Origin of the sequence: Rhizobium sp. PRIMUS64 (assembly GCF_023006465.1) — a bacterium.
In the GTDB taxonomy this organism is placed as follows: Bacteria; Pseudomonadota; Alphaproteobacteria; order Rhizobiales; family Rhizobiaceae; genus Rhizobium; species Rhizobium leguminosarum.
Genome location: NZ_JALBGX010000014.1, coordinates 40,573 through 55,997 on the forward strand (window position 1 = coordinate 40,573; position 15,425 = coordinate 55,997).

The following is a 15,425-nucleotide window of genomic DNA, read 5'->3' on the forward strand; positions in this document are numbered from 1 at the left end:
TTCCGTTCCCTCGCGAGGCTTATTGGACCGGCTTGAGGCGCAGCAGATGCATCAGGCGCATGCGGTTGTTGTCATGATCCTCCGGATTCATGACGGGATCCTTGTCGGTGACCCAGCCGGTGAAGCGCTTGCTGGAGAACTGATACCAGGTCGGCCCGTTGAATACCGGCACGACAGGGAAGTCGTCGGCAATCAGCAACTGGATGTCGTTGAAGATCTTCTTGTGATCGTCCTCCGACGTCGCCTTCAGATACTGATCGAAAAGCGCGTCCAGCTTCGGGTTCGAATAGCGCGAGGGCGCGCCGGTGATGCGCCCGCCGTAAGCGGTCGACAGGCTCTGGTAATAGCCGCGGAATGGCGTTGCCCCGTCGGCGCGGGAGTTCATGACGACCTCGAAGCTGCCATCGATGATCTGCTTGCGCCATTGTTCATATTCCGGCGTGGCAACGGACGCGTTGATGCCGGCTGCACGCAGGCCTTCGACCGCAATCTGGACCGCATCGATCCAGTCCGTCCAGCCGTTCGGAACGATGATCGGGAAGGCAATCGGCTTGCCGCTCGGCGTGGTGCGGAAGCCGTCGGCACCCTTCTTGTAGCCGGCATCGTCGAGAATCTTGTTGGCCTTCTCGGTATCGAAGCCCATGAAGGCGTCCTTGTCGCCTTCGGCGCCCTTGTTGCGCCAGGTCTCAAAACGCGGCGGCAGGCCGGTCGCATGCACGTTGACGACAGGATAGCCGAAGCCGGCAATATCGACCATCGACGCGCGGTCCATGGCGAGGCTGAAGGCATGGCGGAAGTTCAGATCCTTGTAGGCCTCGAGGTTGCCTTCATTGCCGCTCTTGAAGTTCATCTGGAAGGCGACGGTTTCGGCCGGCGGCTGCCAATAGCCGTTATGGTCGGGATCGAGCGCGACGAAGGTCTTGTCGATCTGCGGAATGAAGGATCCGATCCAGTCCATGTTGCCTTCCGGCAGGATGGCAAGCATCTGGTCGTTGCCCGAGATCTGCGGCAGCCTGAGGCAATCGACATGCAGCGAGGCGGCATCCCAATAGTTCGGGTTGCGGCACTGCTCATAGACCTGCGGCGTGAAACGGCGCAACTCGGTCATCGGGCCGGAACCGACCGGCTTCTCGTTCTTGAAGGCGACCGGATCGGAAATGTCCTTCCAGATATGCTCGGGAACGACGGCGAGGTCTGCAAGCGTTTCCGGAAAATCGGAATTCACGGCCTTGAGATCGATCCTGACCTCGGTCGCCGACGGCGCCTCGACGGAGGCAATGGTCTCGCCGACGCCGACAGTGTCGAGCGCGGGGTTCTTCAGCATGAGATCGATCGTGTATTTTACGTCGGCCGACGTCAGCGGCTGGCCGTCGGACCACTTCAGACCGGGCCGCAGCGTATAGGTGACCGATTTCATATCACCGGAGAATTTATAGTCGGTCGCCAGGCGAAACACCGGCTTGCCGCCATCCTCTGCATTGAAGATGACGAGGGGCTCGTAGATGAAATCCATCGTGCTCTGCCGGCGGCCGGCAAGGTCGAACGGATTGAAGTTCTGAACCCAGCTGCTCTGCTCCTCGATATGCATCGTCAGCACCGACTCTGCGGCTGCACCCCCCGCCCCAAAAACGACGAGCGCCGTCAGAGCGGTTGCCGCCGCGAAGCCAGCGCGCATGGAATTGTTGCGGATTGCACTCTTGCTCAATCTCATTCCATCGTTCCCCTTGTTGCTTATTTTTGAAGTCAATCAAATTGATTTAATATTGATAGTCAGTTTCCTGCCGACACGTCAATTGCCGATCTCAAACTTTTTGCAACAGCCTCCGAGCCGCTTATCTGCGTTGTTTTGTAAGGATAATTCCGGCGTTAATAATTAATGTACCTTTAAGTACCATAATTATTTCAACGATGGCGAATCGACCTTCTCGAACATTGGTCGATAAGCATGAGGCTGCTCGCCACGGCCGGGATGTTCCCCGGGATGCCACACATTCAACTTCTAAGAGCGGGTCGAATTTCCCATGACGAGCATCAATACGAACAATTCAGCGATGTCTGCCCTTCAGACGCTGCGCAACATCAACTCCAGTCTCGAAACAACACAGAATAGTGTTTCTACCGGCTATCGGGTCGACACCGCATCCGACAATGCCGCCTACTGGTCGATCGCAACCACGATGCGGTCCGACAACAAGGCGCTCTCCGCCGTGTCCGACGCGCTCGGCCTTGGCGCAGCAAAGGTCGATACTGCTTATACGGCCATGGACAATGCGATCGACGTTGTCGACGAGATCAAATCCAAGCTTGTCGCAGCGACCGAGGACGGTGTCGACAAGTCCAAGGTCCAGGAAGAAATCAGCCAGCTTCAGGAACAACTGCTGAGCATTGCCCAGTCGGCGTCGTTCTCCGGTGAGAACTGGGTCGCGGGCGCGGATGGCACGAAAAGTGTCGTATCGTCCTTCGTTCGCGACGGCTCCGGCGCCGTTTCCGTTAAAATGACGGAATACGCTCTGGATACCAGCTCCACCGGCAATGTGTTGTTCGGCATGAGCAGCGGGACGATCGATACCGCGTCCGGCATCCTCGGAACGGTTGATGCAAACGGCGATTCCGTCTATTCGCTTGATATCACCGACTTCACCACCGGTCAGATCCAGTCGGCGCTGTCGACCATCGAATCCGCACTGTCGGCAATGACCTCTGCCGGTGCGCAACTAGGTTCGATCTCGACGCGCATCGATCTGCAGGAAGATTTCGTCAGTGCACTTTCCGATTCGATCGACTCGGGTGTGGGCCGGCTGGTCGACGCCGACATGGAGGAGGAGTCGAGCAAACTGTCTGCCTTGCAAACACAACAGCAGCTTGCGATCCAGTCGCTATCGATCGCGAATTCGTCGTCGCAGAATATCCTGTCGCTCTTCCGCAGCTAAGCGCCTGATATATAGGACGCTCGGAGCAAATCCGTTGATCACGCGATCGAGCCTGGCCTACCGGTCAGGCTCGATCGCGTTCGCAAATTTGTGCTGGCGGGTCCCTATCCCTCCTGTCCTCATCCGAACTATGGTGTCGCGATCGGCGAAATCGCGGTTCACTTCCGAGCCATGCTGTCCGTCGTCTCGATCGCAACCACGATCGGCCTTAGTCTTCGCACCCCAGGGCGGAGAACGCAGCGCGCGGGATCATCGCATGTCGGAACGACTTCAATCTGCCCGTCCTGATGAAACGCCCGCCATCGTCTGGCTCGGCTTCATGGCGATGTGCGTCGGCATGTTCATGGCGATCCTCGACGTCCAGGTGGTGGCGACATCTCTGCCGACCATCCAGTCAGCGCTGGGCATCGATCCGGATCAGATGAGCTGGATACAGACCGCCTATCTCATCGCCGAGGTGGTCGCGATCCCGCTCACCGGCTTCTTGACCCGGCTGTTGACGATGCGATGGCTTTTCGTCGTCGCCATCAGCCTGTTCGTCGCCGCCTCCGCCGGCTGTGCGGCCAGCGGCAGCTTCGGCGAGTTGGTGGCCTGGCGGGTGCTTCAGGGTTTTTCCGGCGGAACGCTGATCCCATCGGTATTTTCAGCCGTGTTCATCCTCTTTCCGAACGAGCGGCAGGCGCTTGCGACGACGATCGCCGGCGTGCTTGCGGTGCTTGCTCCAACCGTCGGACCGATCGTCGGCGGATGGCTGACGCAGACCTATTCCTGGCACTGGCTGTTCCTGATCAACATCATCCCCGGTATCGTCTCGGCAATCCTGGCCGCACGGTCCCTGCCGCGGCAGGCGACCGATCCGTCCGAACTGAGGCATCTCGATGGTCTGTCGCTCCTGCTGATGGCGACCGCGCTGACGACTTTGGAACTCAGCCTGAAGGAGGCGCCGACGAGCGGCTGGATCTCGGCCTATGTGCTCAGCCTGCTCACCGTCTGCCTTGCTTCGGGAGGCGTCTTCGTCTGGCGAACGCTGCGCCGAGGCAGGCCGATCGTCGATCTCGGCAATTTCGGCGATCGGAACTTTCTCGTCGGATCGGTTCTGAGCTTCGTGCTCGGCATCGGCCTCTTTGGCTCGGTCTATCTCATGCCGGTCTTCCTCGCTTTCATCAGGGGGCATGACGCGCTTGAGATCGGCATGACGATGCTGGTCACCGGCATCGCGCAGTTGGTGACGGCGCCGATCGCGGTCGCGCTGGAGAAGCGCATGGATGCGCGGCTGCTGTCGGCGGCCGGTTTCGCGCTCTTTGCGATCGGCGTCGGGATGAGCGCGTTTCAGGATCCTCGCACGGATTATGACGCGATGTTCTGGCCGCAGGTCGTGCGCGGCGTCGCCATCATGTTCTGCCTGCTGCCGCCGACGCGGCTGGCGCTCGGCACACTTCCGCCAGATCGCATTCCCGATGCCAGTGGACTTTTCAACCTGATGCGCAATCTCGGCGGGGCGATCGGCATCGCGCTGATCGACACCATCATCTACACGCGCTCGGAACCGCTGGGACAGGCCCTGTGGACCCGTCTTCAAGCCGGCGACATCGAGGCTGGGACATTCGTCGGCGCGCCTCCGCAGACCATATCGGCACATAGCGGCAGCTTCGATGCCGATACCATGGCGCTGCTCGATCCGCTGGTCCAGACCGCGGCTAGCGTCCAGGCGATCAACGAAGCCTGGATGATCGTCGCTATCCTGACCGGCTGCGCCCTGCTCTCAGTGCCCTTCGCCGGGCGACCGGCCTCAACGTGAAAACCATGGTGACAAGTTGCCGATCTTCCGATCTCCGGTAAGATTTCTCTCAATCATTTTGCGTCATCTTCCAGTTCCCTTCTGAAGCCAATCGACGAGATCTCAATGGCCACGGACCTTACGCGCAGTTTTCAAATGCCCCGACGCGAAGAGCTTGGCCTCTTCACGATCAGCAACGGATCCGGCCTGTCGATAGCGGCCCTGCCGAACGGCACGCTGTTTGCCATCGAATATGCCGACGACAAGGGATCGGTGCAGATCAACCAGATCCAGGGCTCGCCGCTCACCGGCGGCATCGGACGGCTGTATCTGCGCATCGGCGGTGCGGCACCTGATGTCGTCGAGATTGTCGGGCCTCGCGCTAATGGCAGCTTCGGGCACGATACGACGAGCTTCTCCTGGAGCGGCAAGAGAGGCGATATCGGCTACACCGTCCGCCTCGAGCTTCATCCCTCCGAAACGGCCTGGTTCTGGCGTGTCTCCATCCGCCATCTGAAGGATGGAGCGCTGCCGGTGGATCTGGTACTGATCCAGGACGTCGGTCTCGGCGACCGCGGCTTCCTGATGAACAGCGAAGCCTATGCATCGCAATATGTCGATCACCATATCACCGATCATGAGACATTCGGCCCGGTCGTGATGAACCGGCAAAATCTCAAGCAGTCGGGTGCCCGCAACCCCTGGCTCGTGCAAGGCTGCCGCGATGGGGCGGCTGCCTATGCCACGGATGCCATTCAGCTGGTGCAGGCGAAGGACCGCCTCGACGATCGGCTGGTCGGCCCTTTCGGCACCAGCCTCCCGAGCAAACGGCGGCAGCAAGAGACGGCGTGTCCCGCCATCCAGTCGAAATCGCTCTCCGTGCCGGCAAGCGGTGTGACCGCGACCTTCTTTGCCGTCTTCGCCGCCGATCATCCCGAAGCGTCGAGCGATGCCGACCTTTCACGACTTGACGCGCTTGCGGCGACCAACAGTGCGGCTGCCGATATCGAGGAGGTCACGCCGGTCCGCAGCCTGCTTCAGGATGCTGCCTTGCTGAAGGCCGAGGCGCTGGACAAAAAGGCGATCAGCCAGCTCTATCCGGAGCGGAGCCTGGAAGAGCGCGTCGACGGAAAGCTTCTTTCGTTTTTCGTGTCGGACGGCGTTTTGAACCGTCATGTGGTCCTGCGCGACAAGGAGCTCATCGTGGCGCGCCGTCACGGCGCGATCGTTAGAAGCGGTGAGAATATGCTGCTCGACGATGCGACGCTTGCCGCGACCTGCTGGATGCAGGGCATTTTTGCGGCGCAGCTGACGATCGGCAATACGTCTTTTCACAAGCTCTTTTCCGTCTCCCGTGACCCCTACAATCTGACGCGCGCCGGCGGGCTGCGCATCATGGCGGATGTCGGCGCCGGCTGGCAGCCTCTGGCGGTGCCGTCGGCTTTCGAAATGGGACTCAGCGATTGCCGTTGGATCTATCGCCTCTCCGAACGCACGATCATCGTATCGGCAGTCGCCTCCGGCGAGGATGCGGCGATGCAGTGGACCGTCTCTGTCGAGGGCGAGCCATGCCGCTTCCTGGTGTTTGGTCATGTCGTGCTCGGCGAGCGCGAATATGACGCGGGCGGGCAGATCGCATTCGACACCTTAGCCAAGCGCATTCTTTTCCGGCCGGACCCGGCCTGGCTCTGGGGCGAGCGTTATCCCGATGCCAGCTATTGGCTGGTGAGTTCGACGCCCGATGCCATCGAGGAGATCGGTGGCGACGAATTGCTCTATAGCGACGGGATGGCGCGCAACGGCGCCTTCGTCGCACTGCGATCGCGACCGACGCAGACGCTTTCCTTTGCCGTCGTCGGCTCGATGACCGATGCGGCGGAGGCCGAGCGCCTGGCGCAACGATATGAGGCCGGCGTCACCGGTGATGCCATGCTTGCGCCGGCATCAAAATTCTGGCGGAACGCCGTGCGCGGCGTGACGATCGCCAGCACCTCGCCCGACCTTGCCGCGCAGACGGCCCTGCTTCCCTGGCTCGCGCATGATGCCATTGTGCATCTGAGCGTGCCGCACGGCCTCGAGCAATATACCGGTGCTGCCTGGGGTACGCGCGACGCCTGCCAGGGGCCGATCGAATTCCTGCTCGCCTACGAGCATGACCGCGAAGCCAAAGAGGTGCTGAAGACCGTCTTCAGCGAACAATACCTGGAAAAAGGTGACTGGCCGCAGTGGTTCATGCTGGAGCCCTATGCCAATATCCGGGCAGGCGATAGTCACGGCGACATCGTCGTCTGGCCGCTGAAGGCGCTCTGCGACTATATTGAAGCGACCGGCGATCTCGCCATCCTCGACGAGAAAGTCTCCTGGCGTGATGAAAAGACCATGGCCCGGGCACCGGAGCCCGACACCATCGCAATCCATGTCGAGAAGCTGCTCGATACCGTTGGCGAAGCGTTCATCCCGGGAACGCATCTGATCCGCTATGGCGAGGGAGACTGGAACGATTCCCTGCAGCCGGCCGATCCGCATCTGCGCGACTGGATGGTCAGTAGCTGGACCGTTGCTTTGCTCTACGAGCAGATCGTCCGTTATTCCGCGATCCTGCGCCGCCTCGGCCATGGCGACAAGGCCAAGGGCTTGAGGAAGATCGCAACGGCGATGCGCCGGGATTTCAACCGCCATCTTGTGCGTGACGGTATCGTTGCCGGCTATGGTATCTTCGATCCCAGCCATGATGGCGTCGAATTGCTGCTGCACCCGAGCGACCGGCGCACCGGCCTGCATTACTCGCTGATCTCGATGACGCAGGCGATGCTCGGCCGCCTCTTTACGCCGGTTCAGCGACGCGATCATATGAAGCTGATCGAAGAGCATCTGCTCTTTCCCGACGGCGTGCGGCTGATGGAAAAGCCCGCGACCTATGCCGGCGGCCCCGAGACACTGTTTCGCCGCGCCGAATCCTCCTCTTTCTTCGGGCGCGAGATCGGGCTGATGTATGTACATGCGCATCTGCGCTACTGCGAGACGCTGGCGCTGGAGGCGGACGTGGACGAACTCTGGAAGGCGATCGCTGTCGTCAATCCGATTTCAGTCACATCAGCGCTGCCGCATGCTTCGCTGCGCCAGCGCAATACCTATTTCAGCAGCAGCGACGCGGCTTTCCATGATCGTTATCAGGCGGCGGCCGAATGGGAGCGGGTCAAGGCGGGAGAGATCGCCGTCGACGGTGGATGGCGCATCTATTCAAGCGGCCCCGGGCTCTACACCAGAAGCGTCGTCGAAAATATCCTCGGCTTCAAACGGCGCTTCGGCCGACGCAAACGCAAACCGCTTCTTCCCGCGATCCACGCCTCGGTCGATCTGCAAACCGACCACGCCGCCTGGCTTCGGCTGATGAGACCGAAGCCTGAGGTGTGAAAAGGATTATGCCGTAGCGTCGCGCAACTCCTCGAAGCGCGCGGCGCTCTTCGACAGGTGGCTTCGGATGGCGCGGCGCGCGGCGGGCTCGTTGCCGTCGCGGATTGCCGCGAATATGGCATGGTGTTCCCTGCGCATGCGCGCCGCATGGCGCTTGCGCTCGGCTGATGTCATCTTGTCCAAGCGCGCCCACTGCCGCGGCACCATGATGTTGCCGAACGTGTCGAAGAGGCGGCCGTAATAGGAGTTCTGTGTCGCGACCAGAATGGACCTGTGGAAGGCGTAATCCTCCTGCGCGCCGTATCCGCCCTCTTCGAGCGCCTTGTCGAGGGCATCGAGACGATCCTGCATGCGGTCGATATCCTCCTGCGTGCGCCGCAGCGCGGCAAGGCCGGCGGCTTCGTATTCGATCCCCATGCGCAGCTCCAGCACGCGCAGAACCTCGTCGATCGACTGCAGGTCGTTCGGAATGATCGAGAAGGATCTCGGTGTCGGATCGTTCGAGACGAAAGCCCCAAGGCCTTGCCGTGTGGTGATCAACCCCTTTGCACGCAGGGCGGCAAGCGCTTCGCGAACGATCGTCCGGCTGACGCCGGTCGCCGTCATGATCGCCTGTTCGGTCGGCAGGCGCTGGCCGGGCTTCAGGTCGCCGGACTCGATTTGCGCCGTCAACATATCGGCAAGGTTGCTGCGCAGGTTCGGCGCCTGCTGAATGGTATTGAAGACCGCGTTGTCCTTATCTGCCATCCTGTTTCGAAATCCTGGTGTCGAGGCGGCTGCGCCGACCCCGTTTCCTGTTCGCATTCCGCATCTACGCCGATACGGTGGGCAGCAGCCCTAGCGCATAACCCCGAAAACCGGAATCAATTTTCGGGGTTATGCGGAGAGTCGAAGCGATAGAGCATCCTTAGCCCGCCTGAAAAGAGGCACGGCGTGAGACCGATCAGCGCGCCAGCCAACCGCCATCGACGGGCAGCACCGTTCCATGCACGTAGTCGGACGCCGACGATGCCAGGAATACGGCCGCACCGCCGAGTTCGGACGGCGTTCCCCAGCGCCCGGCCGGGATGCGGGCAAGGATGGCGGCATTGCGGTCGGCATCCTCGCGCAGCGCCGTGGTGTTGTTGGTCACGAAATAGCCCGGGGCAATGGCGTTGACGTTGACGCCCTTGCCGGCCCATTCGCAGGCCAGCAGCTTGGTCAGGCCGGCGAGGCCACTTTTCGAGGCGGTATAGGACGGGATCCGGATGCCGCCCTGGAAGGAGAGCAACGAGGCGATGTTGATGATCTTACCCCTGCCCTTGTCGACCATGTGGCGGCCGGCGGCCTGCGACAGGAAGAAGGCAGTCTTCAGGTTGACGTCGATCACCGCGTCCCAGTCTTCCTCGGTGAAGTCGAGCGCATCGGCGCGGCGGATGATGCCGGCATTGTTGACGAGGATGTCGAGGCCGCCGAAGGTCTGGATGGTCTCAGTGACGATCCCCTTCACCGGTTCGATGCTGGCAAGATCGGCCTTGACGACATGAAAGCGGCTTCCCGCTTCCTTCACCAGCGCCTCGGTTTCGTCCATTGAGGAGCGTCCGACGGCGACGATCGACGCACCGGCCGCTGCCAGTGCGGCCGCGATGGCCTGGCCGAGCCCTGTATTGGCGCCGGTGACGACGGCAACCCGGCCAGAAAGGTCGAAGGGATTTGCCACGACGCTCACCTCAGATCCGCAATGGCGATATGGTCCATGTCGGTAAAGCTCTTATTGTCGCCGGCCATCGCCCAGATGAAGCTGTAATTCTTGGTGCCGGCGCCCGAATGGATCGACCAGGGCGGCGAGATGACCGCTTGTTCGTTGGCGACAAGCATATGCCGGGTCTGCTGCGGCTCGCCCATGAAGTGGAACACACGCTGTTCCGCTTCGAGATCGAAATAGAGATAGGCTTCCATGCGGCGGTCATGCGTATGGGCCGGCATGGTGTTCCAGACGCTGCCCGGTTCGATCATGGTGAAGCCCAGGGTGAGTTGGCAGGATTGGCAGACTTCCGGGTGGATGAACTGGTAGATCGACCGCTTGTTGGCTGTGGCGGCTTCGCCCGGCGTCAGGTGACGGGCCTTTTCGCGGGTGAGCAACACGGTTGGATGGGCTTGATGCGCTGGCGTCGAGACCAGATAGAACTTTGCCGGATTGGCAGCATCCGCGCTCTCGAAGCTGACGTCCTTGGCACCCTTGCCGACATACAGGCAATCATATTTGCCAAGATCGTAATTCGTGCCGTCGACGATGATGCGGCCGGCACCACCGATGTTCAGGGCGCCGAGTTCACGTTCGGCAAGGAAGGTTTCCTGTCCGATCGCCGTCGGCGCCGTCAGCGTCAGCCCGGAGCCGAGCGGCGTCGCGCCGCCGATGACCATTCGGTCGTAATGCGAATATGTGAGCCGGATCTCGCCGCTCGCGAAGACGGTTTCCACCAGAAAGTGACGCCGCAGCGTCTCCGTGTCGAAATCACGCACGGCCTCTGGATGGGAGGCGTGCCTCACGTCGATCTGCATGTCAATTTTCCTTCCGCTTCATTGTCGCTAGGGGTCGTCGCTATTGCGGAAGCCGGTCTTGTCCGGCCTGTTCCGCTGCGGCGGTATCCATCCGGTTACATAGTTGTACGACAAGTTTGGTGTCAACAGGTTTGTCGGCGCTCGCTTGAGGAGACGCAAGGCCCGCAAGAGCACGAAAGAAAATCTGGGAATAGACAGGAGAATTTGCGGAGATGATGACGCCATCATCAAGCGATGATCGCAAGCGGCCGCTTCGGCACGGGCCGGTATTTTCTTGGGCCAAAACGAAAAAGCCTGCCGCGGGAGGAGGTGCGGCAGGCTTTCGAAAAAAACCGAACGACAGCTGGGAGGAGGAGTGCTGTCATTCCACAGACGACCCTGGGAGGAGGATGGGGCGCCTGTATATCGAAGGGACGCGGGAGGAGGTGCATCGCTTCGATAGAAATAATCATACTTATTTCTTGCTCAGTTGATAGGCATTTATTTGCAATGCAGCTATGCGCTATGCGAAAAGCGGGCGGCTTGATCACCCTGCTCCATCCGCCGGACGCACAAAAGCAAAGCGCCCGCTCGGGAGGAAGCAGGCGCTGGCATAGTCTCGAAGATGCTTGGTCTAATTTGCCGTTAGCGGGCGATGGCCGCGCGGGCGACATTGCGGATTTCGCTGCGGCCGATGCCGAGGTCGTCCAGTTCGCGTGCGGACATACGACCCAGTTCAGCGACCGTCTGACGGTACTTGCGCCAGTTGTTGAAAGAGCGTGCTACGTTCATGATGATCCCCTTTCGTGGGCTTTCGAAGCTCAGCTGCCAGTCCTTGGCGCTTCGTTCGCTTCGATGAGTTGTATATAATATGAGACCTCTGAGTATTACAGCGCCAATGCATCACTGCACCTATGCAGCAATTGCATGGATCGTCATATCTGGTAGCGATTTCCCGATCAGGATCCGAACCGCTTCGCGGTCAGAGTTTGAAACGATCGAAGGCCGTCAGCCGCACGATCGGCGGCTCCGCTTCTTTCCACCGGTAAATTTCCGAACGCAGATAGGAAAGCTCGTCGCCGAGATCCTCTTCGCCGACTTCTATCCACCAGGACTTCAGACGGCCGTCGCTGCCGTCAGACCAGCGATAACCCCTCGCCTTCAGGTGGTCCTTCATCTCGAACGGGCTGTGTTCGGCAAAGATGCGGATGCGCGAGCGCTGGCTGGCGCGGTAGAGCTCGGTGAACGGGCTTTCACCGTCGCGCTGCTCTCGATCGAGGATTTCCAGGAGCGCGTAGCAGTCGTCCACGGCGCGATGGCCTTCATGGAAATACCCGGCCTGGCCGACGAGATAGCCGAGTTTCGTGCCCTCGAAGCCGCGGGCGCTCCAGTCGATCTCCGAAACCGAGCATGCCCAGGCCTTGCCGGCGAAAATCGTCGAGAAGGCCTCGCAGAACGGCCGGTCGAACCCGGCATTGTGGGCAATGATCAGATCCGCCGGTTCGATCAGCGCTCTCAGAGATTGGATATCGATGAGCTGTCCTTCGACCATCGCATCGGTGATACCCGTCAGCCGGGTGATCTCGGGCGGGATCGGTCGGGACGGCTGTTGCAGGCCGCCATAAATGCTGATGATATCGCCGATTGCCCCGTCATCGTTGAACGTGAAGGCGACGGCGCCGATTTCGATGATCTCGTCGCTGCGGTGGTTGAGACCTGTGGTCTCCGTATCGAGAATGACGCCGAGCTGTGAAAACCCGGGCCGCCTGACTGACGCAACCGGCCGGGCGGCCAGCTTTCTCAAGATGCGATAGTTGCCGCTCTCTTCCAGCGTCCGCGCCATGTCTTCATCAGAGTAGGCGGTCGGTTGGGAAGGTTGCCGGCGCACTGGACCGCGCACCTTGGCAATCGCGGGCGATGCCTTGGCAAACATGTCGAGTTGCGAATCTCTGTGCACGCTCATCGACTCTATATGTCACGGAGACGCGATTTAATCCATCGCACGACAGCGCCGCGCGTCTTTTCGCGAGCCACAAAGGACGCGGTAGCCCTTAGTATTATGCAGTCGCCAGGCGCGGCGGCGTATGAACGCCTGCCGTTTTGTCCGGCGGGAAGCTCAGCCGGCAGACCGCGCCGGGATTGCGGTTGTCGATCGTCACCTCGCCGCCGTGCATGCGCAGGATGTCACGAACGAGATTGAGGCCGAGTCCGGCGCCGCGTCCGTCGTGATGGCGCTTGAAGGAGGGCTCGAATATCCGGCCAAAAGACTGCGGTTGGCGTTTCAGCATTAACTCACACCGGGCGGGCGCCCCCATGTTGCTCTCAGAGCGCGGACGGACATGTCAATCCCCGCATCAACAAACGCGCGGAGACGGGATTGGCTGGCGCGGCGAATGACATCTGAAGATAGGCGCGCGCGCCGGTCGTCCGCACGTCGACGAGGAAGCGCTGGCCGCCTTCGCGTGGTCGCAAGCGTGACCCGTCCAGAAAGCGCAATAGGCCCCAGGGCCCGGGCGCGCTCTTTTTCTCGACCGCGCCACTACTGTCGAAGGAGATCTCAAGGCCGCGCGCTGGCAGGTCGCCTGGCCAGTTAAGAGTCACCGTTCCGCCTGACGTTGTAACCGGAGCGTGAGAGCCGCCGATCGAGATGGTTGCGGCACCACGTTGCGCCAGCGCCTCAAGCGACAAAGGGACATGCGGCGAGCTTCCCTGATGAAAGAGCGCGTCGCCGATCGCGGAAGCCCTTTGAAAGAATGCTGCGCTTTCGGGCGCGTATCCGGAGAGCCTGGCTTCGGGTTTCCAACGCCACGGGGACGCCGACGTATCCATCAAAGGCGCCAGCTGTGTACGGAAATATGTCTCTACGAGCCCATTCGGAGCGAAAATGCGCGCTACTTCCGCCATATCCGCGTCCGCCCCGTCATAGAACGGATAGCGGCCTGCGACAGCCGCCTGGCAGGCCACAGCGACCTCGCCCCAAGCCCCCGACGGCTTTGCTGCCGGAACTGGATCGGCGGGCTTTTCTACCGGCTTTGGAGAGGCTGTCTGCGAGATCACGTCTTCGACCATTTGTACGACGAGGAGCGGGGCCTGCTGCAGGGCGACGACGGAATTGGCGCGATCCTGTGCATCCATCAACGACTTTTTTCCGATTTCCGTGTTTCCGTCCAGAAGGGCAAGCGCGACATTCAGCGATAAGAAAAGGCGCGAGATTTCAGACATGCGACCCTGTTCCACGAACTGGATCGCAGGCCCGAGTGTCGCGGCAATCCGAAGCTGGTTCGCGTGGCTTCGGCTACGGTCGGTGCCACCCGCCTGGCGCCATACCTCACGGATCAGTGCCGAGAGCGGCGAGTTGCTGGCGCTTAGTACACCGCTGACGATCACGGCACTCGGTTGATCGGTGAACGGCCGCACACGAAGATCGCCGAGATACTGCGACCATGTCTCCAGAGTTCGTTTCTGAAGGAGGTCCATAACTGCATCAGCGCTCGTTTTGTCGGAGGAGCCCAGGAGTTTCGCAGTTTCGGCTGTTGCCTTCCCGATCGCCTCCTCTGCGGCGCCAGAGCGCGCATAAGCCCACCCTGTCTCCGTATAAAGACTGGGCACGGTCCGCTCGATAGGTCGTCCGGACCTGCGGATCAAAATCCTGTCGAGACCAGGGGCCGCCTGCCCGAGAGACCAGGCAGGCAAGGCCGCGGGTTTCTCGGCACGGGAAAGCTCGAGCATGGCACGCTCGGTCGCAGAGCCCTCTGAAGCAAACTGTCTCGCCTGGGCGATTGCTTCGGAATCCGGCTTTTGAAGATCTGCCGGGCCCGCTGACATGGCAGCGACATGTACTGCCAGGCCGGTAAGTTCGGGAAATGTCTGAGCTCGATCGTCGATCCAGCCTGCCAGAAACCATGGTTGCCAGTCGGATGTGCCGCTCAAGATGGACCAGGCGCGTAGGGAATCGTAAAGTGCAGTCGCCTCCCCTTCCGTTGCAAGAGCAACACCAAGGGCATCAGCGAGCGGGCTGGCGGCCAGGGCGTCGACGGCTTGGCCATAGCGGCGGCGTGCGGCCTCTGCCGGGTCGAGCATGCCTATGTGATGAATGAGACCAAGCGGAGAACGCTTTGCATCCTGCTCAACGAGCTGAACTGCGGCCAGGAATGCATCGAGTTGAACCGCGCGCGCGGCAGGTGTTGCCGCCTGACCGGCTTCTATGACGCGTGCGACATCGGGCAGTTGCGACAAAAGCCGCTCGCGAAACTGCCATTCGGCCCATCCTGCCCAAACCACGAGGATTGCCAGGAAAAGTCCGATCACAAGAGCAGAAAGACCGCGATCCGCCCGCGTTTTATGCTGAGTGGCCGACAGGAGCGCTGCCTGGACAGCATCGTTACAGTGACCAAGGAAGCGCGCGAGATCCCGGCGCGCGGGCCCTGCCCTTGCAGCCGCCGTCGCCCGTTCGGCGAGGCTGCTGGCAGCAATAACGCCGCCAATCGGAAGAGCAGCGGCAAGCGCGCGCTCCCATTTTCGGATCGACAATGCCGGATTGTTGCGCGCGCGCGCGTCGAGCAAAGCGACGAGTGCATCGCGTGCGTCGAGCAGCCAGTCCTGTGGAACCTTCCTGCGTCGCGCTTCCGTCTCGAAATTGGCGACGAGGCTACGCGCCGTTGCCGCGAGCTCGCGCGGATCTGGATGCTTTTCGCTTTCGGCACGTTTTGCCAGATCCAACAGGGGCTGTGCCAGTGCGGGAAGCACATCTGCCTGGATAGCGGCTGGACCCGGCGGTTCGAAAT

General features: G+C 61.1%; 10 protein-coding genes and 1 pseudogene. 3 read left to right on the forward strand and 8 right to left on the reverse strand.

Annotation, left to right across the window (positions count from 1 at the left end; translation table 11 throughout):
• Window positions 1–19: 19 nt before the first annotated feature.
• Entirely contained in the window at window positions 20–1,711 is a 1,692-nt protein-coding gene (locus MOV76_RS08485; protein WP_247264326.1) for an ABC transporter substrate-binding protein, read from the reverse strand.
• Between the two features lie 310 nt (window positions 1,712–2,021).
• Here MOV76_RS08485 and MOV76_RS08490 point away from each other — a divergent pair, with 310 nt between their 5' ends.
• The 3 genes from MOV76_RS08490 (at window position 2,022) to MOV76_RS08500 (ending at window position 8,121) form a co-directional block, all read left to right on the forward strand.
• Entirely contained in the window at window positions 2,022–2,930 is a 909-nt protein-coding gene (locus tag MOV76_RS08490) for a flagellin (RefSeq protein WP_105009554.1), read from the forward strand.
• Window positions 2,931–3,186: 256 nt separating this feature from the next.
• On the forward strand, window positions 3,187–4,728 hold the full coding sequence (locus tag MOV76_RS08495; RefSeq protein WP_247264327.1) for a DHA2 family efflux MFS transporter permease subunit: 1,542 nt from the start codon (window positions 3,187–3,189) through the stop codon (window positions 4,726–4,728).
• Window positions 4,729–4,833: 105 nt separating this feature from the next.
• Window positions 4,834–8,121: a GH36-type glycosyl hydrolase domain-containing protein gene (locus MOV76_RS08500; protein ID WP_247264328.1), complete on the forward strand. Its 3,288-nt coding sequence runs from the start codon at window positions 4,834–4,836 to the stop codon at window positions 8,119–8,121.
• A gap of 6 nt (window positions 8,122–8,127) precedes the next feature.
• Here MOV76_RS08500 and MOV76_RS08505 read toward each other — a convergent pair whose 3' ends face one another.
• The 7 genes and pseudogenes from MOV76_RS08505 to MOV76_RS08535 all read right to left on the reverse strand — a co-directional run bounded on the left by MOV76_RS08505 (window position 8,128) and on the right by MOV76_RS08535 (window position 15,399).
• Complete coding sequence (locus tag MOV76_RS08505) at window positions 8,128–8,868, reverse strand: FadR/GntR family transcriptional regulator (RefSeq protein WP_247264329.1); 741 nt, start codon at window positions 8,866–8,868, stop codon at window positions 8,128–8,130.
• A gap of 196 nt (window positions 8,869–9,064) precedes the next feature.
• Window positions 9,065–9,829 (reverse strand): 2-dehydro-3-deoxy-D-gluconate 5-dehydrogenase KduD, encoded by a 765-nt coding sequence (gene kduD, locus MOV76_RS08510; RefSeq protein WP_018246117.1) that lies wholly within the window; start codon window positions 9,827–9,829, stop codon window positions 9,065–9,067.
• Window positions 9,826–10,662 (reverse strand): 5-dehydro-4-deoxy-D-glucuronate isomerase, encoded by an 837-nt coding sequence (kduI, locus tag MOV76_RS08515; protein ID WP_247264330.1) that lies wholly within the window; start codon window positions 10,660–10,662, stop codon window positions 9,826–9,828. The genes kduD and kduI overlap by 4 nt, the downstream gene beginning before the upstream one ends.
• A gap of 624 nt (window positions 10,663–11,286) precedes the next feature.
• Window positions 11,287–11,433 (reverse strand): DUF1127 domain-containing protein, encoded by a 147-nt coding sequence (locus MOV76_RS08520; protein ID WP_003548073.1) that lies wholly within the window; start codon window positions 11,431–11,433, stop codon window positions 11,287–11,289.
• 190 nt (window positions 11,434–11,623) lie between these two features.
• The gene (locus MOV76_RS08525) at window positions 11,624–12,604 is read right to left on the reverse strand and encodes a 3'-5' exonuclease (RefSeq protein ID WP_247264331.1); all 981 of its coding nucleotides are present in this window, start codon (window positions 12,602–12,604) and stop codon (window positions 11,624–11,626) included.
• Between the two features lie 94 nt (window positions 12,605–12,698).
• A pseudogene (locus tag MOV76_RS08530) lies at window positions 12,699–12,899 on the reverse strand (ATP-binding protein); the annotation flags it as partial.
• A 64-nt stretch (window positions 12,900–12,963) separates the two neighbouring features.
• Window positions 12,964–15,399, reverse strand: coding sequence for an ImcF-related family protein (locus MOV76_RS08535; protein ID WP_309506130.1), 2,436 nt, complete (start codon window positions 15,397–15,399; stop codon window positions 12,964–12,966).
• Window positions 15,400–15,425: the final 26 nt, after the last annotated feature.

Excerpts from the sequence above, each read along its gene's own strand:
- MOV76_RS08485 (WP_247264326.1), bottom strand. The coding sequence starts at position 1,711 with ATGAGATTGAGCAAGAGTGCAATCCGCAACAATTCCATGCGCGCTGGC.
- MOV76_RS08490 (WP_105009554.1), top strand. The coding sequence starts at position 2,022 with ATGACGAGCATCAATACGAACAATTCAGCGATGTCTGCCCTTCAGACG.
- MOV76_RS08495 (WP_247264327.1), top strand. The coding sequence starts at position 3,187 with ATGTCGGAACGACTTCAATCTGCCCGTCCTGATGAAACGCCCGCCATC.
- MOV76_RS08500 (WP_247264328.1), top strand. The coding sequence starts at position 4,834 with ATGGCCACGGACCTTACGCGCAGTTTTCAAATGCCCCGACGCGAAGAG.
- MOV76_RS08505 (WP_247264329.1), bottom strand. The coding sequence starts at position 8,868 with ATGGCAGATAAGGACAACGCGGTCTTCAATACCATTCAGCAGGCGCCG.
- kduI (WP_247264330.1), bottom strand. The coding sequence starts at position 10,662 with ATGCAGATCGACGTGAGGCACGCCTCCCATCCAGAGGCCGTGCGTGAT.
- MOV76_RS08520 (WP_003548073.1), bottom strand. The coding sequence starts at position 11,433 with ATGAACGTAGCACGCTCTTTCAACAACTGGCGCAAGTACCGTCAGACG.
- MOV76_RS08525 (WP_247264331.1), bottom strand. The coding sequence starts at position 12,604 with ATGAGCGTGCACAGAGATTCGCAACTCGACATGTTTGCCAAGGCATCG.